The organism is Winogradskyella marina (assembly GCF_015645385.1).
Taxonomy (GTDB): Bacteria; Bacteroidota; Bacteroidia; order Flavobacteriales; family Flavobacteriaceae; genus Winogradskyella; species Winogradskyella marina.
The window spans coordinates 624644-643713 of the sequence record NZ_JADOET010000001.1; the positions used below are offsets into that span (position 1 = coordinate 624644).

Sequence of the window (19070 nt, forward strand, 5' to 3'; positions counted from 1 at the left end):
AGGCTTTTACACACTTTTCTGAATTCATATAACTCTTTTGATGTATAACAGGTAGATTAATAATCGGTACTCAAATCTTGCAATTAAGAGCCTTATTATGTTATACTATTGTAGAAAAACAAAAAAGTTCCTTGATCAATTTAACCAAGGAACTTTTTTATTGGGATATAATACGTTACTCTTTAATAAAACGCAACGTTTGTGTAGCTCCATTATCTAACTGAGCACGAAATAAATATATGCCAGCTGCTAAATTAGAAACATCAAATGCGTTTTGTGCTCCAAATGTTTTAACTTTTTGTCCTGTTAAGTTATAAACCTCAGCAGAATCAATATCTCTTGAAGTTTCAAAAGTATTAACCACGCTCGTTGGATATAATTTTAATTTAGAATCGTTTAATTCCTGATCATCGACTGATAAGGTAATAGACCCTATCGCTTTATTACTTGAAATTGTATCAATGTAATAATCAAGATCGTTATCTAGGTTATCAAACCTAGTCGGTTGATAAATTGTTCTTATTTCACCTTTAACGATATCACTAATAGGTGCTGCTCCACTAGCTGAACTGAAATCAAACACCAATTGATGCCACCCTCCTTCATTTGTTTCTTGAAGTTTTCTCTGTACATAAGAACCATTACCGTCTTGATCCATTAAATAAAGTCTAAAACGGTCTGCATTATCAAAGGCATTAAAATAATCGTATTCAGGAAAATAAATACGTACCGTCACAGTTAATGTAGAATAATCAGAAAGCGTCACACCTTCACCTGATGGAAAACTAAAATTAAGCACTTTGTTTTCAAGAACAGGGGTAGCGCTTCCAGGGACTTTCCATAACGTTACATTGGTAGCAGCAGCATCAGCAGCATCAGGATTGGCTTCCGTTGTAACTGTACAACCATCACAACTCACTGTACTTGACAATGTTAAATCTGTAACTGAATTATCAATATCATACCAAACTTCTTGAGCAAAAGTGGTACATGTAGCAACAAATAACGCTGCCGTAAAAAGTAATTGTTTTTTCATAATATATTGTTTTAAATTAGTTAATCAAAATTAGCCATATGACTTAAATTCGTCTTGCTTAATTCACCCAAAAACATTCTTATTTCTTGTATAATGGTCATATACAAGCTAAAACAGAAGGGTTTATGATTTTTTTTAATAAAATATCATTTATTTAAGCCCTTATAAAATAATGAATTATTCACTACTTAAGGCATAATCTGAATACTTTTTTTTCGTCTTTCTAAGTGATTTTATCGTGGGCATTTCAGGATAGCTCACTAAGAAATTATGCGTATCAATTACGTTAATAACATAATGCGTGGTTCCTTTTGGTAAATTCGCTATTATAGTACCATCGGTATTTATTTTTGCATCGATTTTAAACCACTCCTCGTAACGATGCCCACCATTGGTGGTATAAATTAGATCAGCTTTAACCACCTCAGCACCATTTTCTTTGTATTTAAAAACAACTTTATTATGTGTTTTTGATGCAGATAATACCGTAGGAACCGTTTCTTTATGTTCCATCTCACCTTTGTAATACGGATTATAAGACGGATAACTCGCGTTCATTTCTGTTAAAACAGAGGTCAATTGCGCATTCATTTCTTTTATTTTTTCAGGATAAGACGTTGCTAAATTATTTGCCTCCTCAATATCTACACGCTCTGCGATTCCTTTATCAGTCGTATATAATTTGTATAATTCAAATTGTGATTTTCTTGGGTTATTTTTATAATCATAATTTCTAATGAATTTATAATCTCCTACACGCAAGGTGCTTTGGTACGAAGCATGTGGAAAATGCCACATCATCGTTGTTCGCTCATTGCCATTTTTATCCAAAACCAATTTAGAATCTGTAGGATCTTTTAATAATAAGGTCGATAAATCTGCACCATCTAAATGTTTGTCTTTAGGCTTTTCAACACCTAATAAAGATAGAACTGTAGGGTAAAAATCGAGACCATTTACAACAACATTAGATTCTACACCTTTTTTAATACCTGGCCCAGAGATTAATAAAGGCACTCTTGTTCCCCCTTCTTTAGCGTTTATTTTCCCTTTGTCTAATGGATAATTATCTGTAAAAACTTCTCCAGGATGGCCTTCCATGCCTCCATTATCTGAAGTAAAAATAATATAGGTGTTTTCAATAAGTTTGTGGCCTGGCCATCGTGGATCGTCAGTAGTTTCTAAATACTCAAAAACTTGTCCTACATAATAATCTAACATTTCTACCATGGCTGCGTAATACGGATTATTCTGTCCTTCTAACTCCCAATGATCAGGATCCGTTGGAAAAGGCACCCCTAACTTTTCACAATACTTTTCTAAAAGCGCTTTACTCCTTGTATGAATTGGTGCGTGCACAAGAAACGTAGCATAGTACAGGAAAAACGGATCTTGTTTATTGTCTTTTATGAAGTTTAAGGCATCTTGATTGTTTTGGTGAAAAGGAAAACCATTTTCATCTAAACGGTAAGGATCAGAAGCATCAGTTGTTGCAAAATCTGTTAAACGATGCGGTTTTTGAGGACTTGTAACACCACGATCATGTGTTGTTACATCAAAACCTTGATCTTCTGGTTGCGGAAAGGCGTGGTGATTAATAGCCATATGCCATTTTCCTGCATGTCCTGTGGTGTAGCCATTTTGCTGCAAAACCCTTGCTAAAGTCATTTCGTTTTCTGGCATACGTCCGCTATACCAAGGGTCTAAGATACGCTGTGTCTCTTTGCGAGCGTACACCGTAGGAGGAGCACCACCTACAACATGCGTTTTTTGAGCTCTTGCTGGATGATTCCCGCTCATTATAGCACACCGACTTGGTGCACAAGTAGGTGCTGGAGAATACGCTTGCCAAAACTGAACGCCATTTTTCGCTAAGGCATCAATGTTAGGTGTTTCGTATGGCGAAGGTTCATCAATATCATAGATTTTTACATCTTGCCAACCTAAATCATCAGTAAGTAAAAGTAGAACATTTGGTTCTGGTCTATCAGTACTTTGAGATTTCTGGCTCGATACTTTTGGGTGTTGTGTATTACAGCTAAAACAAAAAATTGCGACGATTAGGCAAGTTACATAGTTCTTATACTTCATTTCTGTCTTTTTAAATTCAGGGGATACATTAATAAATGTTATACTTTTTTGCTAAATAACAAAACAGCTTCGGTATTCTATACCTTATTTTGCTCTTAGTTTTGCTTTAATCCATCAATTCACCCTCTGCTGAAATTTTGATGTCGTAATCGCTAACGAAACCCTCTGAAAAATTGGTTTATAAAATTATTTTGAAACCACTACATCTAATCCCCTACAATAAAAGCCCTTAGACGGAATACAGTAAGAAATGGGTGGATTAGAGAAAACGTAATAATAGCAGTCCGATTAACTTTATAACATAATTATTTCATCTCGTATAAGCATAATCCATTTGCTAGGCTTTAGCAATTAATATCGATATGATAAATTAAATTTTTAAAAAGCTTAAGAATAAACAATTTTCATTAACACCTTCTAAACGTATGATTAACAAAATTTATTTAATTGCTCTATTGGTATTTATCTTTAACAGTCCTATTGCAGCACAGCAAGTTTGGTATGAAAACTCAAGTCACACCAACATCATCCATTTTGCCAACGCACAAAAAGGCCTATTTACGACCGATGAAACAAATCCAGAAATAACAAGTATCAACGCTAATGCGTCAGTCTCTAAATTTGTTAGAGATGGACAAACAAACCCTAAAGTTAGTTTCGATTTATCCGTACCAATAACGGATTTATCATCAAAAACAATTTCGTTAAAAGCCTATATTTCTATACCTACTGTTGATTTGAATACCACAAATAGCAGAATCCGGTTGTATTTAAAAAACTCAAGTATTGGAAGTTCTAGCAACCTCTTTCTACAATCAAACTTTTCTGAAGGCGAAACTTGGGAGTCTTTTTCCTTTGATTTTGACCAAGAAACAATTCCTTCTGATGTCTTAGTAGCAGGAGGTTATGATCAAATTATGATTGTACTAGCTTCTGGAGACACTTCAGGATTAACATCTACTTACTATATAGATACCATTTCAGGAAGTTTTGAGCAACCCTTAAGAAATGCCTTATTTTTATCTGGTTCTTGGGGTGTGCGATTTAATCTAAATGGCGGGTATCGATTAGATAACAGTAGCAATGACGATTGGGTTGCTGGCGCACAAGAAATTGTAGATAACTTACCAGCTGTTGGTCATGTTATTACAAATTTCACACATCCTGCTCATGGTTATTATTATACTTTAAGAGATAATCCTTATGTAGATATTGCCAATGAAATTCATCCTGATATGGTACCTACACTAGAAAATGAACAAATTATATTAGATGTCATTGATGTTTTTAGAAATTCAGGAAAAAAAGTAATTCTCTATTTAAATGGTGCAGGACCAGGATATATTCAAGGCAGTGTTGACAACAGAGAATTAGAAATTTCAGCAGCATGGGAAACTTATTACAACACTGAATTTGCTGGTGATGAGGCTTTGGCATGGCGAACATTAGTTAGAGGCTACCTCGAACGGTTTCAAGGCTTGGTAGATGGTTATTGGTTAGATAATTTAGGGAATCTACCGGGAGAACTAAGTGATTTTATCGCTATGATTAGAGACGTTGACCCTAATATAGCCATTGCTACAAATGGAAATGCATCATATCTAACGGACGACAATGGGGATCTCATTTATGTAGATTCAGATGCTACTGATGATGAAGACCCAAGAGATTATAGAATTAGAAACTTCGTAATCAACGATCCTTATATGGATTTTACAGCTGGCCATCCTACACCTCTTGGCCAAGGAGCTCCTCCTAATTCTTGGGCCTATGAAGAGCTTCTTTTTCCTCTAATTGCTGCAGCACCTTGGGGTTCTTTTGATGGCAGTAAGGACGGCTTAAAGCATTATTTTTGTCCCATTAGAAAACGTTGGAGTGTAGCCAGTACAGACTTAGTTTTTGAAGTTGAACAAGCCTACCGTTTTGTAAGAACCTTAACAGACGCAGGGGCGACTATTACCTATAGCACAACGATTACCGATGGTGCCATTACGGATGATGAAATGGCCATAATGGAAGACATAAATGGTAGAATGGAACAAACACCAAAACCAGACTACATCCCCTACGTAAGACCAGAGGGAGCTTACTTAGTAGGCGAAACATTAAGTATTGACTCTGATGATTATTTTAATAAACTTGTTTTATACCCAAATCCTGTTAAGCAAAACTTTAGATTATCAAAAGAAATTTCTTCTGCAGTTATTTACAATGCTAATGGACAGGAAATATTAAAATTTAATAGTAATCAAGCTTCTTTTGATGTTTCAAAATTAGTTGAAGGCGTTTATTTTATAAAAGCGTATACCGCAACTAGTGACATTCAGGTTTTTAAATTTATAAAACAATAATAACCACATTTACAACAATACAACAATTATCAAATCCCTCTACTGATATGAAAACTAAATTATTTACGGAAAGTAACACGTATAATAAATATATCGCGTTTTACGTGATGTTAATTATGGCTTCTTTTTCCTACGCACAAGTCGGTGTTGGAAACACAAACCCACAAGCCACTTTAGATATAACGGCATCTAACCAAGCAGCACCATCAAATGAAGATGGCATCTTAATTCCTCGAATTGATAATTTCCCAGGTACTGACCCTACTGCCGCGCAAGATGGCATGCTTGTTTACCTAACTACAACAGTTGGTTTAAACGCTAAGGGTTTTTATCATTGGGACCAAGCTACAACACGTTGGATTCGGTTTTCAAGTATTGAAAAACTCAACGATCTTTCTGATGCAAAATCTGATGTGGATGGTTCTGAAGATGGTTCTTCTATTTTCATTGGGGTTGATGCAGGATTAAATGATGATAGTGCCAATCGTAAAAATGTTGGTGTAGGTTACAAAGCCTTAGAAGTAAACACAACAGGCAATAACAACGCTGCTTTTGGCTATTCAACTTTAACGAATAATACGGCCAATAATAACTCGGCTTTTGGATTTAGTGCCATGCGCGTTAACGCTTCAGGACAAGGAAATTCTGCTTTTGGTAAAAGAGCTTTAGAAAAAAACACTTCTGGCAATCATAATACAGCAATGGGTGCAGACGCATTAGGAGAAAATACTGGTGCTCAAAATACAGCTATTGGCAATGGAGCCATGTTTACAAATACGCTTGGAACAGAAAATGTTGCGATTGGTAATTTAGCGTTGTATGATAACACTACTGGAAATGGCAATACTGCAGTTGGGACAGAAGCTTTAACTAATAATACAGCGTCAGGTTCAGAAGCTAGTAGTACAGCCGTTGGTTATTATGCTTTACATCAAAATGCAGGAGGAGTTCGAAATACAGCTGTAGGATACCAGGCACTTCTTAGTAATACTAACAATAACAACAATTCCGCATTTGGTCATTTTGCGCTTAGTGGTAACACATCTGGCAATAATACTGCTTTGGGTTCATTTGCAGGAGATGGCTCTTCTGGAAACTCAAATGTAATCGTTGGTAATAGAGCAGGTAGTGAATTAGCAGGAAATGAGAATGTACTTATCGGTCAACATTCTGGTCGCGAATTAGTTGGAGATAGCAACGTGTTTATCGGAAAAAACACAGGTCGTTTTACCACAGGAGATTCTAACGTTTTAATTGGTAATGGTGCAGGTTATCATACGAACTTACGTACACTTTCTTCAACCCTATTAATTCAAAATAATACAGAAGCTACACCATTAATTTATGGAGACTTTACCAATGACAGAGTGGGTATTGCCAAAATAGCAACGACACATGCTCTTGAAGTAGAAGGCACAACTGAAGCCACTCAATATAAACTATCAGCATTAAATACAGCACCTACTAGTGCTACTGATACTGGAGTTGAAGGCGAAATAAGAGTAACCAATACACATATTTACGTTTGTATTGCGCCTAACACATGGGTAAGAACTGCCTTAGCATCTTGGTAAACATAGAAGCTTTACGTGGTTTATCGTTATGAGAAAATATATTAATGATAAAATTTTATAGATGTCATTTGTGTTTAAACAATTCTGTAAGCCTGTATTTTAAAGCCTTATGAATAGAATTAGTAGTCACGATTAGCCGTTTTTTGTTGCAAAACTACAGTGAACTTATTTGCAAAAAAAGAGTCCTTTAAAGTATTCAAACGTTGAATACTTTAAAGGACTTTACACTTTATGCCTTTTTTTAGGCATTAACTTTTTCTTCTATTTGCTTTAATTCTTCCTCGAAGCATTTTTTATTTCTTTTGCTCTAGCTTTTCCAAAAGCTTCATTTAATGATCTCGCAAATTCCCTGTTGTTTTCCTTTCTTTTCTCTTTATTCTCTGCGGAACCTTTTTCATACTTTTCTTTGATTTCATAAAAAGCTATCGCATGTGCTTCCCTTAATGACACCAAAGTTTTCTTTTCTTTATCTGATAAAGTCATGTTACTCTCTACCCTTTCGACGTATGTATCCACTCTTTTATCTATTCTTTTTTCTAAATTTTTTTGAGCAAATACTGTACTACACATTGCGATGCTTAATACAAGTAATACTATTGTTTTTTTCATAATTTTAAAATTGTTTAAGATTAATTATTTATTGTTTACAACAAACCTAATTGATATCTACTTTAATGGTATTCTATGATTCATCATTTCATTGCTCAAAACTATCATTTCTGCCTTTTTGAGTACTCTGAAGGCGACATACCATGAAGTTTTTTAAATGAGGTAGAGAAGTAAGAATTAGATTCTATACCGATTTGATACATCACTTCGGCGACATTAAAACCACTATTACTATCTAATAATTCCGCAGCCCTTTGTAATCTAAAATTACGTATATAGGCATTAGGAACTTGCCCTGTAAGTTGCTTCAACTTTCTATAGAAATGAGAGGAACTTAAACCAGCTTCTGTAGATAATTCTTCTACTCCAAAATTTGAATTAGATAAGTTCTTCTCTATGATCTCGGTAATATTCTCTAAAAATTCGAGATCCCTTTTAGAGAACCCTAATTCCTTTTTGTCTTTTGGAGGTAAACTATTCTTAGAAAAATAGTCCTTTATCCTAACATTATTCTCTATTAGCTTTTTCAGTCGAAGCTCAAGATGCTTTAAAGAAAATGGTTTACTAATATATTCATCAGCCCCAAACTCTAAACCTTTAATTAAATCTACATTATCTCCTAACGCTGTTAATAATAAAACAGGGAGCTGGCAGGTTTCAGGATTAGCTTTGATGCGTTTACATAATTCAAATCCATCCATCTCTGGCATCATAACATCACTTATAACAGTACTAAACTCTGTTTTTTTAATTTCTTCTAACGCCTCTACTCCATTATTTGCTATGGTGATGTTATATTTATCCGACAAAGCATTATTAAGAAATTCTTGAATATCTAATTCATTTTCAACAACTAGAACATTGTGCTGCTTTTCACCATTTTTTCTGCTCTTAGAAGCTTCAATAGTATTGCCTTGTAAGGGCACCCAATTTTTTATAAAAGATTTTTTAGAATCACTGTCTTCAATATCAACGTCTTCAATAGTCGAAGATGGGATAATTACCCTAAATCGAGTTTTCTTATTGGGTTTACTTTTAACAGAAATACTACCATTAAATAATTCGACTAAAGACTTACAAAAGGATAAACCAATACCACCTCCACTAACATTACCATCTTGATTACCCAATTGGTAAAACCGTTCGAAAATATTGTTTAAACTTTCTTTTGGTATGCCTTTACCTGTGTCAATAACATCTATTTTTATCTTTTTAACATCATCATCAAATATAATAGAGGCATCAATACTGATAGTTCCTTGTATAGGTGTGTTTTTAAAAGCGTTAGATAATAAATTAAAAAGTATTCGTTCTAATTTTTCTACATCAATAACAATCTCTTCATTGGGAGAACTTATTTTGTAATGAAAATTAATATTTTTTTCTAAAGCATAATTTTCAAAAGCTTCTGTAGTTGGATATAAGAAATCGCCCAAAGTAGACTTTGTATAGTTTAAATTCAAATATCCTTGCTCTGCTTGTCTAAACGTGATTAATTGATCTATTAAACTTAAAAGTCGGTGTGTATTTCGCTTTATAATCGTTAAAAAGCGCTCACTTTCTGGATTGGTATTATTTTCAATTACTCTATCTAAAGGTCCTGAAATTAAGGTTAAAGGCGTTCTAAACTCATGAGATAAATTGGTAAAGTATTTAAATTTACCTTGGTTAATGACTTCCATTCTGTCTTTGTCTAATTGCTCATAGATTAATTTTTGTTTCAATTTTTCATGTTGAACAAAATAGAACACAATTCCGACGCCAATTCCTAAAAATATAAGTACCAACAATGTGTAACTCCACCATGTTTGGTACCAGAGTGGTAAAACAACTAAAGTTAAGGATTTGGTAGAATCACTCCAAATGCCATCTCCATTAGCCGATTTTATCTTTAGTGTATAAGTCCCATCAGATAAATTGGTATAAGTTACAGCAGATTTACCTTCGTCTGTTTCTACCCAGTCTTTATTAAAACCTTCCAATTTATAAGCAATCTTATTTTTAGCAGGAGCAGACGTATGTTCTGCAACTAAATTAAAAGAAATAATACGTTGACTTTTAGAGATGGTTACGGTATCTGTTTCTGAAATTGCTTTTTCTAGTATTGTAATATCATTAAATTTCTCACCAATTTTTACGCGTTTATTATTAATTAATAACGATGTAATTAATACTCTTGGCGACTGTCTATTTAAGGCTATTTTCTGAGGGTCAAAAATGGTTAGACCATTTAAACCACCAAAATACATATAGCCAGATGCTCCTAAGGTATATGCTGATTGTCTAAAATTATTTTGAATTAAACGATCACTTACATCAAAAACATTGACTTTGTTTGAGACCGTATTAAATCGCACCAAGCCCATGTCTGTACTAATCCATAAATTATCGCTATTAGCTTCTGGTAAAATTCCATAAATAACGTCATCTGGTAGAATATCATTTTTCCGGAAGTATTCCATTTTTAACGGATTGCTGTCCTTATCTAAAGTCAATTTATTTAAGCCACCACCAAACGTACCAATCCAAAGATTCTTTTTAGCATCTTCATAAAGTGTAAAAACACTATTATAACTTAGTTTTCGACTCCCTTCTTTATTTTTTCGGTATTCTCTAACCACCTCAATTTTCCCATCGACATACGTCGATTGTAATAATCCATTGTCTGTACCAAACCATAACTGGCTATTACTATCTTGCAAAAAGCTTTGTACTTTACCTGCTGATATTTCTAAGGTCGATTTTATAGGGATCTCTGGCTGACTTGAAGCATCAATTGTGTTCCATGGATTTTGAATAACTATAATTCTATTTCCGGCTAAAACAAATTCAGTATCATTTATTTGTTCAATTTTTCGGGTTAAGAATAAAGGGATATTATCTCCTTTTGATAAAAATTGAACGGCTTTAAAATCTTTCCTTCTTGGGTTGTAGACCATGACTTTTTTGTCAGTACCAAACCAAATATAATTCTGTTGATCTTGATAAATGCACCTGATAACATCATTATTTTCAATAGGCAGTTGACTTTGTAAATCTTCAAATTGAATTTTATCTATATTAGATTCATTAACGACATCTTTACTTCTGAATAAATTTTTATTATAACCAGAAACCCAAATTTTACCCGTGTTATCTTCTAAAATTGAGGTAATTAAATTATCACCAATAGAGAACTTTTCATATGGGTTGTTACTGTAGGAATAAAATGGTTTTTGAAAAAGATCTAATTTATTAATTCCACCTTGCGCAGTGCCTATCCAAAGCACATTAAAACTATCTTGATAAACCGCATTAATTTGATGGCTACTGATGCTGTTTTTATTCTTTGGGTCGTAATTAAAAGACTTAAAAGAATTTAGAATTGGGTTAAACTTAAAAAGTCCATCTCCTATTGTTCCAATCCAAATAGCATTATCATTATCTTTAAAAAGACTATTGACATAAAATGTAGAATCTTCATTGGGAACCTTTATTTTTTTAATTAAATAATTCGCATTTGAATCCAAATTTGAACTGTACAACCCTTTTGTTGTACCAATCCAAAAGATGTTATCCGTTTTTATGATTTCAGTGATTTCTTTATCCTTAAAAAATTCAAAATCATCTATAGCTGGCAGTTCAGATTTTAATATTGGACTTTCCGATTGGTATTTCACTTTTTTTAAGCCATCTGTTGTACCTAAAAAAATGGAAGCATTTTGACCAAACGTAAATGTATTGAGCTTTAATTCTGTTTCTTCTTTTATATCAAGTACATTATCAGACACTTCAAAAACACCATTATTCACATCCTTTAACTGGCATCGTATTAATTCTTTAGAAGACGTCACCCAAACATAGCCATCGTTTTTAGAGTCTATCTTATTTACATCAATATTACGGTTAATCGGAACTGTAAAAAAGCGTTCTAACCAAGGCACGTAGATATTCACCCCAACATTGGTACCTATCCAAAGTATACCATCGTTATCGTTAAATAAATAGGTAATATTATTACTAGAAATGGTTTGCTCACCTTTAGATTGAGTGCTAAATGTTTTAAACTCATAGCCATCATAACGAATTAAGCCATTGGGAGTAGCATACCATAAAAACCCATATTTATCTTGTGCTATGGCATTAACCGTATTTTGATTAAACCCTTCTTTATTAGAAATTCTTTCAAAGTTTTGAGAATAAGCTTGTTGAATCAATAATGTTATTAAAACACAAAGAAAGCATATAATTCTACGCATGTTATATATTTAGTTTGACACAAGAATATACGTATTTTAATTTATTGACTAATAAATTCAAGTAATTTTTTTATTCTATCACGACTTCCATAATAAATCGGAGCACGTTCTAGAATTTGAGTAGGCACAATATCTTATAGTCTTTAATCACCAACAGTAGCTATACCATTTGCTTGTTCTGTTAAAAACGCCGTGGAATTACAGTCTAAAAGTAATCTGAGTTTTCCATCAGTAGCAACAGTACGCTTTGGATATAAATAAAGTTCTGCACCCATTAAAAAAAGCTTTCATATGTCTTTTTATATCAAATGCATTTAAAACTCGCCATTCTAAATTAAAGTCATGGAAAATAAGTTTTACCTGTCCTTTTTTACATGTGGATTTTAAATAAAAAAAGTCGAAGATTTCTCTTCGACTTTTCAACTTTTGTACAGGCGGAGAGACTCGAACTCTCACACCTCGCGGCACTAGATCCTAAGTCTAGCGTGTCTACCAATTCCACCACGCCTGCAACTATCCAATAATTATTGGGATGCAAATATAAACAATAGTTTTAATATACAAATCATTGTTGTCGGATAAAAGACATAAGACCGCTTCGCTGTTAGACATAAGAACCCTGACTTAATTACAACTAATTGATTTACAGCGTCATTTTAGATTACAATTTTCTCTATTCTATATTGAATAAAATTTTCCAAAAAGAATATTTCCAACTTACAAACAACTGTAATACAACTATTTACACTGTATTTAATAAACCTAAATATTTTTAGTCGTACACTATTAGCTATAAATATTGTTATAAAATTGATCTAACCGCTATACTTTCGCAGTGTTCCACTATAATTATTTCTAAATAAAAACTTAAAGTTGACAACAGGCTAATTTATTACTCTTATAATTCTTATTTTTGATACAAACCAAAAATACTTATGCAAAGCATTAATTCTTATATTTCAGAACATAAACAACGATTTTTAGACGAACTCATTGAGCTCTTAAAAATTCCATCCATCAGTGCTGATTCAGCATACAAGAAAGATGTATTAACAACAGCAGATGCCGTTAAAACTAGTCTTGAAAAAGCAGGTTGCGACCATGTAGAAATCTGTAAAACCGAAGGCTATCCAATAGTTTATGGTGAAAAAATTATAGACAAAAATTTACCAACCGTTTTAGTTTATGGTCATTACGATGTGCAACCACCAGATCCGTTAGATTTGTGGAATTCACCTCCATTTGATCCTATTATTCAGAAAACAGACTTACATCCTGAAGGTGCCATTTTTGCCAGAGGAGCTTGTGATGACAAAGGCCAAATGTACATGCATGTGAAAGCTATGGAATACATGACAGCTAACAATGAATTGCCATGTAATGTAAAATTCATGATTGAAGGTGAAGAGGAAGTTGGTAGTGTTAATTTATCGACATTCGTAAAAAACAATCATGAAAAGCTAAAAAATGATGTCATTCTTATTTCAGATACAGGAATGATTGCGCCAGACGTACCGTCAATTACAACGGGATTAAGAGGTTTAAGCTATGTTGAAGTTGAAGTTACAGGACCAAACAGAGATTTACACTCTGGACTTTACGGAGGTGCTGTGGCAAATCCTATAAACGTGTTAACCAAAATGATTGCCTCGCTTCACGATGAAAACAATCATATCACTATTCCTGGATTTTATGATAAGGTTGAAAACCTTTCGGATGCTGAACGTGCCGAAATGGCAAAAGCACCATTCTCATTAGAAGCCTATAAAAAATCATTGGATATTAATGCCGTTTATGGTGAAGCAGGTTATTCAACTAACGAACGTAACTCAATACGACCAACATTAGATGTGAATGGTATTTGGGGAGGTTATACAGGCGAAGGAGCAAAAACCGTAATTGCTAGTAAGGCTTATGCTAAAATTTCTATGCGTTTAGTACCTCATCAAGAGTGGGAAGAGATTACCCAATTATTTAAAACACATTTTGAAAGTATTGCGCCAAAAGGTGTTACTGTAAAAGTAAATCCGCATCATGGCGGACAAGGTTATGTAACTCCAATAGACAGTATTGGTTACCAAGCCGCTTCAAAAGCTTATGAAGCAACCTTTGGAAAAACACCAATTCCGCAACGTAGTGGAGGAAGTATTCCAATTGTATCTCTGTTTGAGGAAGAACTAAAAAGTAAAACTATTTTAATGGGCTTTGGATTGGATAGTGACGCTATTCACTCACCAAACGAACATTTTGGAGTCTGGAATTACCTTAAAGGCATTGAAACCATTCCTTGGTTTTACAAGCATTTTACAGAATTATCGAAATAAAATAATGATAGGTTGAATGGTATAGAAACCTATTAAATTTAACATCATTATTTCAAAAATTGAAAGCATCCGCTCCCCGTGAGCGGATTTTTTTTGACTATTTTTCCAACTCTACACTTGTAGAATCAAAATTTATTTCTACATTTGTAGAGTTAATTCTAAATCTGTAGAGCATGCAACTTTCAAAAACCGAAGAACAACTAATGCAATACCTCTGGAAGCTCGATAAAGCTTTTATGAGAGATTTATTAGAATGTTATCCTGAACCAAAACCAGCAACTACAACTGTTGCCACACTACTAAAACGCATGATTGGCAAAGGCTTTATTGATTATAAGACCTTCGGTAAATCTAGAGAGTACTTTCCTTTAGTAAAGAAGGAAGATTATTTCTCAAAACAGTTTAAAGGGCTTATAAAAAATTTTTTTAATGATAGCGCATCGCAGTTTGCCTCCTTTTTTACACGCAAAACCGATTTAAGCAAAGAAGAATTAGAAGCCTTAAAAGAAATCATTGATGCAGAAATTAAAAACAAGTGATTATGGAAACTTACTTATTTAAATTTTCAGTTTGCTTAGGAATCTTTTGGTTGGTTTATGTGCTTTTTTTAGAACGTCAGAATAGGCATCATTTTAAACGCTTCTATTTGTTGGGTGCGCTGACTTTAGCTTTAATCATACCAAAATTAACTATTACCGAATATGTTGAACCTGTAGTGACCACTATTGAAACAGCACCTACATTCATCAATATTGATCCTGCTCTTATTGATACAACAATTGAAGAACCTTCCTTTTTCGATTTAGAAACGACTCTTTGGTTCATTTACGGCTTTGGTGTCTTGTTATTCACCTTACGTTTTGTTGTCAATTTATTTAAAATGCAACGTCGCATTTCTAAAAATGAAACCGTAAAACACCGACCTTTCATTTATGTGTTGTTACAAGACAACCTCATTCCACATTCCTTTTTTAGATATATTTTCTTTAATAAAACTAGATATGAATCTAATCACATTCCTAAAGAGGTAGTGTTACACGAAGAAACCCATGCCAAGCAATTACATAGCATAGATATTGTATTACTAGAACTACTTCAAATTATATTTTGGTTTCATCCCTTAATATACATTCTGAAACATCATATAAAACTCAATCACGAATTTTTAGCAGATCAAGCGGTTTTACAACAAGGTTCTGATATTAAAACGTATCAAACTATTTTATTACAATTTTCATCAAACACTCAAAATCATCAATTAGCGAGTGCCATCAATTATTCATCAATCAAAAAACGATTTACAGTTATGAAAACACAAACATCCAAAACCAGAATTTGGCTAAGTACGTTATTAGTGCTACCAATTATTGCTATTCTTTTTTACAATTTTACTAAAAAGGAATATGTTGAAAAAAAGTCTATTGATACTTCAGAAGTCTTCCAACTTGAAAACCAAATTCAAAATGATGGTGCTTCTAAAAAATTAATGGAAGAGTATCGCAATTTTATCATCGAATACAAAGACACTAACATCATTTATAGTCAAAAATACGAACGTGCAATTATAATTTATGACCAATTAATGTCTGATAAACAACGTGCCACTGTCGAAAAGTATCCAGATAATTTATTACCTAAAAGCAACTTATCAAAAGTTCAACCCAAAAAGCCAACTACCGCTCAATTTAAATCTTGGAAAAATGAAAACGAATATGCAATATGGTTAGACGGAAATCATGTTTCAAACTTTGAACTTAACAATTACACTATTGACGATATCGTATATTTTACAGGTTCTAAAATTCATAATAACGCACGGAGTAAAAAGTTTCCACAGCCGTTTCAATTTAGCTTATATACAAAAAATGGTTTTAAAACCCATTATCAAGAATCTGCTATAAATAGTTATAATAAGATTAGCAAGACGTATTCTGAAGCTATTGGAAAATACTTAAAAGGTCCTCAAACAGATAATTCTGAACTTAAAATATTAAAAGCGCAAATAGATAAAATCTATAATTCATTTACAGAAGAAGAAATAAAAAAATATAATATTTTAATGGCTCCACCTGTGCCAGCTCAATATAGTAATTCTAAAAGTGAAGAAGAACCAATCATGGTAATTCTAATAAACAGAAACGGAGAATTACTAGCAAAGAATAAGAGTACTTCTTTGGAGGGCATTGAATCTAAACTAAAAACATTATCAAAGTCCTTTGACGATTCTAACTCAGTTTTCGTTAGATACGATAAAAGTAATGCTTCAGAAAAGACATTGAAAAACGTCATAACCTTGATAAGAAAATATGACTTTAAAGTTATTCAAGCAGATGCACCTTTAATAGCACCTCCGCCTCCACCAGCTCCACCAGTTCCATCAACTCCGCATACTCCTACTAAAACACAAAGCAATAAAGTAATACAACCTGTAGAAATACTAATCAAAAAAGATAACAGTATACTATTGAATGAAAAGATTATAAAATTTAACGATTTAGCTCAATCAGCTACCGAAATCAACAAACATCTCACTATTGAAGAACGCAGAAATTATGTGACTGCTTCTATTTTTACAGAAAGTAATAATAACATTGATTTCGTTAAAAAAGTCCAATTAGAACTTCATAAAGCAGATATAATGTCTAGCAGTGTTCGTTATTTAGAAAGCATAAAAAAAACAGGTTTAAAAGCTAAACACGTTAGCCCTAACGCAGGTTTAACTGTTGAACAAGCAAAAATTGAACAAGAAAAAAGACTTGAGAAATATAAAGATTTTACACTACCAAAAGATTCTCCTTGGGCTATTGAAACTAAAGTGACTTCTGTCAAAGAAACTAAGCAAAAATCTGGTCCAATAGAAATCAACGGAACAAACTATTATTATTCGCAACAAAATGGTGTAACAACGTACTATGACACTTATGGTAAAGAAGTAAAAATGGATAATTTACCACCTCCTCCACCTCCACCAGCTATTAAAACTGGCAAAATAAGTGACAGTCAATTTAAGTCGTATAATAAATGGGTTAAAAGTTTAAAAGACCCAAATGGCAACCATCTCATGGTTAAAAAAGAACATTATGAATACTTCACAGGCATTTATAACCTAATGACAGAAGAGCAACAAAAGAAATCGGAAGGACTGCCTCCACCACCAGCTCCACCAGTTCCATCATCTAAACAAAAGCAAACTTATAAATTTAAAACCGAAAGTGGTGAAATCATTGAAGTTGTAGAAGACCCTCAGCCTCAAAAACAAGAAAGTATTTTGCCTATCGTTAATGGTAGGGTTTTAAAAACAGGACAATTATCTATGTCCTTAACTGAAATTAAAAAAATAATACTCACATTACCAAATAGCAAAGTCACTGCTTTTAAATTGAAAATTCCCGGAATAAAAACCCAGCAATTTAAAGGAAACATTGCTAACAGTGACACCATAAAAAACCTCAACACCCTTAAAACAGGAGATTTTATAGTCCTATTTGATATTAAAGATGATAAGGACTCCGAAGTTTCACCGGTTTCTATAGAAGTTATAGACTAACATTATCGTAAAAATCTAAAATTTTTCAGACCTCAAAGCATTTAAAAATCTTTGAGGTCTATTTTTTTTACCCAAAAGTGTAACAAAACCAATCCTTTAGCGTTCTAATAGTCAATCAATCAGCCTAAAATTTAGGTCAATCAAAAAACAAACACTTATGTTAAAGCAATTCTTCATCCTTTGCTCTGGCGCTGACACCGACATTTTAAACGACTGTTCTAATGGCGAACAAAACAAATATGCTGGTATTGGAGCTACCGTTTTCTTTACCGCAGTAATGGCAACCATAGCCGCTAGTTATGCGCTTTTTACTGTTTTTGACAATCTTTACACCGCCATTTTTTTCGGGTTAATTTGGGGCTTACTTATTTTTAATCTCGACCGTTATATTGTTTCCACGATTAAAAAACGAGATAATGTTATTAGCGAAATCCTTCAAGCCACTCCACGAATTATATTGGCTATTATTATTGCAATCGTTATTTCTAAACCTTTAGAATTAAAGATTTTTGAAAAGGAAATCAATCAGGTATTATTAGAGCAAAAAAATGATTTAACCTTAGCTAATCAACATCAGATTGCGGAACAGTACAATCCTAAAATTGCGGAGTTGGAAACTGAAATTTCGAGTTTACAATCTCAAATAGAAACCAAAGAATCAGAAGTCAATGCCTTGTACGATACTTATATCTCAGAAGCAGAAGGTACCGCAGGCACTAACCTTTTAGGAAAAGGTCCTGTTTACAAAGAAAAACGTGATAAGCATGATGCTGCCTTGACCGAACTTCAACAATTAAAAACAGTCACTACAACTAAAATTGAAGCTCTTGAAACACAAATCGCAACACTTCAAGATAATTATACTACAACTGTTGAAACATCGCAACCTATTATTGACAATTTTGATGGTTTAATGGCACGTATTACAGCTTTGGGAGCATTACCTTGGCTGCCTTCGTTCTTTATTTTTCTATTGTTTTTGGCCATTGAAACCTCGCCAATCATTGCAAAATTATTGGCACCTAAAAGTGAATTTGATTATAAACTTCAAGACCAAGAAACGGCCATTAAAACATGGACACTGCAAAAGGTTGAAGAACGTAAACTCCTTATAAAAACAGATAATACTATAAATAACAAAGTTTATAATGAAGTTGCTGATGAAAAAGACATATTGAATTATAAACGGAAGCAGGCAAGAATACTTATGCAAAATCAAGCCGATGCTTTTTTAAAGCAACAAAAGGGTATTCTTTAGACAATTTGTTAATACTTTTAGATTGAAAATAAAAACCTTCAA

At 33.2% G+C, this 19070-nt stretch carries 11 protein-coding genes and 1 tRNA gene; 6 read left to right on the forward strand and 6 right to left on the reverse strand.

The annotated features are described in order from the left end of the window. Positions 1-175 precede the first annotated feature (175 nt). Positions 176-1036, reverse strand: coding sequence for a T9SS type A sorting domain-containing protein (locus ITJ86_RS02530; RefSeq protein ID WP_195870024.1), 861 nt, complete (start codon positions 1034-1036; stop codon positions 176-178). Positions 1037-1213: 177 nt separating this feature from the next. After that, complete coding sequence (locus ITJ86_RS02535) at positions 1214-3127, reverse strand: sulfatase (RefSeq protein WP_195870025.1); 1914 nt, start codon at positions 3125-3127, stop codon at positions 1214-1216. Positions 3128-3552: 425 nt separating this feature from the next. Between ITJ86_RS02535 and ITJ86_RS02540 the strand changes: the two genes are divergently transcribed. Further along, entirely contained in the window at positions 3553-5478 is a 1926-nt protein-coding gene (locus ITJ86_RS02540; protein WP_195870026.1) for a T9SS type A sorting domain-containing protein, read from the forward strand. A 47-nt stretch (positions 5479-5525) separates the two neighbouring features. Further along, positions 5526-7052: a hypothetical protein gene (locus ITJ86_RS02545; RefSeq protein ID WP_195870027.1), complete on the forward strand. Its 1527-nt coding sequence runs from the start codon at positions 5526-5528 to the stop codon at positions 7050-7052. Positions 7053-7322: 270 nt separating this feature from the next. Here ITJ86_RS02545 and ITJ86_RS02550 read toward each other — a convergent pair whose 3' ends face one another. The 4 genes from ITJ86_RS02550 to ITJ86_RS02560 form a co-directional block, all read right to left on the reverse strand. Further along, positions 7323-7661: a hypothetical protein gene (locus tag ITJ86_RS02550; RefSeq protein WP_195870028.1), complete on the reverse strand. Its 339-nt coding sequence runs from the start codon at positions 7659-7661 to the stop codon at positions 7323-7325. 104 nt (positions 7662-7765) lie between these two features. Then, the gene (locus tag ITJ86_RS02555) at positions 7766-11899 is read right to left on the reverse strand and encodes a hybrid sensor histidine kinase/response regulator transcription factor (protein ID WP_195870029.1); all 4134 of its coding nucleotides are present in this window, start codon (positions 11897-11899) and stop codon (positions 7766-7768) included. 143 nt (positions 11900-12042) lie between these two features. After that, positions 12043-12174 carry a hypothetical protein gene (locus ITJ86_RS17315; protein ID WP_230080191.1) on the reverse strand — a complete coding sequence of 44 codons (132 nt, stop codon included), beginning with the start codon at positions 12172-12174 and terminating at the stop codon, positions 12043-12045. Between the two features lie 154 nt (positions 12175-12328). Then, positions 12329-12410, reverse strand: a tRNA-Leu gene (locus ITJ86_RS02560). Between the two features lie 424 nt (positions 12411-12834). Between ITJ86_RS02560 and ITJ86_RS02565 the strand changes: the two genes are divergently transcribed. The 4 genes from ITJ86_RS02565 (at position 12835) to ITJ86_RS02580 (ending at position 19028) form a co-directional block, all read left to right on the forward strand. After that, positions 12835-14223, forward strand: a complete 1389-nt coding sequence (locus ITJ86_RS02565) for a dipeptidase (RefSeq protein WP_195870030.1) — start codon at positions 12835-12837, stop codon at positions 14221-14223. Positions 14224-14396: 173 nt separating this feature from the next. Continuing rightward, positions 14397-14762 (forward strand): BlaI/MecI/CopY family transcriptional regulator, encoded by a 366-nt coding sequence (locus ITJ86_RS02570; RefSeq protein ID WP_195870031.1) that lies wholly within the window; start codon positions 14397-14399, stop codon positions 14760-14762. Between the two features lie 2 nt (positions 14763-14764). After that, positions 14765-17770: a M56 family metallopeptidase gene (locus ITJ86_RS02575; RefSeq protein ID WP_195870032.1), complete on the forward strand. Its 3006-nt coding sequence runs from the start codon at positions 14765-14767 to the stop codon at positions 17768-17770. A gap of 157 nt (positions 17771-17927) precedes the next feature. Beyond that, positions 17928-19028, forward strand: coding sequence for a DUF4407 domain-containing protein (locus ITJ86_RS02580; RefSeq protein WP_195870033.1), 1101 nt, complete (start codon positions 17928-17930; stop codon positions 19026-19028). Positions 19029-19070 lie beyond the last annotated feature (42 nt).

What these genes read in the sequence shown, in the direction of transcription:
- ITJ86_RS02530 (WP_195870024.1), bottom strand. Translation starts at nt 1,036, where the DNA reads ATGAAAAAACAATTACTTTTTACGGCAGCGTTATTTGTTGCTACATGT.
- ITJ86_RS02535 (WP_195870025.1), bottom strand. Translation starts at nt 3,127, where the DNA reads ATGAAGTATAAGAACTATGTAACTTGCCTAATCGTCGCAATTTTTTGT.
- ITJ86_RS02540 (WP_195870026.1), top strand. Translation starts at nt 3,553, where the DNA reads ATGATTAACAAAATTTATTTAATTGCTCTATTGGTATTTATCTTTAAC.
- ITJ86_RS02545 (WP_195870027.1), top strand. Translation starts at nt 5,526, where the DNA reads ATGAAAACTAAATTATTTACGGAAAGTAACACGTATAATAAATATATC.
- ITJ86_RS02550 (WP_195870028.1), bottom strand. Translation starts at nt 7,661, where the DNA reads ATGAAAAAAACAATAGTATTACTTGTATTAAGCATCGCAATGTGTAGT.
- ITJ86_RS02555 (WP_195870029.1), bottom strand. Translation starts at nt 11,899, where the DNA reads ATGCGTAGAATTATATGCTTTCTTTGTGTTTTAATAACATTATTGATT.
- ITJ86_RS17315 (WP_230080191.1), bottom strand. Translation starts at nt 12,174, where the DNA reads ATGGGTGCAGAACTTTATTTATATCCAAAGCGTACTGTTGCTACTGAT.
- ITJ86_RS02565 (WP_195870030.1), top strand. Translation starts at nt 12,835, where the DNA reads ATGCAAAGCATTAATTCTTATATTTCAGAACATAAACAACGATTTTTA.
- ITJ86_RS02570 (WP_195870031.1), top strand. Translation starts at nt 14,397, where the DNA reads ATGCAACTTTCAAAAACCGAAGAACAACTAATGCAATACCTCTGGAAG.
- ITJ86_RS02575 (WP_195870032.1), top strand. Translation starts at nt 14,765, where the DNA reads ATGGAAACTTACTTATTTAAATTTTCAGTTTGCTTAGGAATCTTTTGG.
- ITJ86_RS02580 (WP_195870033.1), top strand. Translation starts at nt 17,928, where the DNA reads ATGTTAAAGCAATTCTTCATCCTTTGCTCTGGCGCTGACACCGACATT.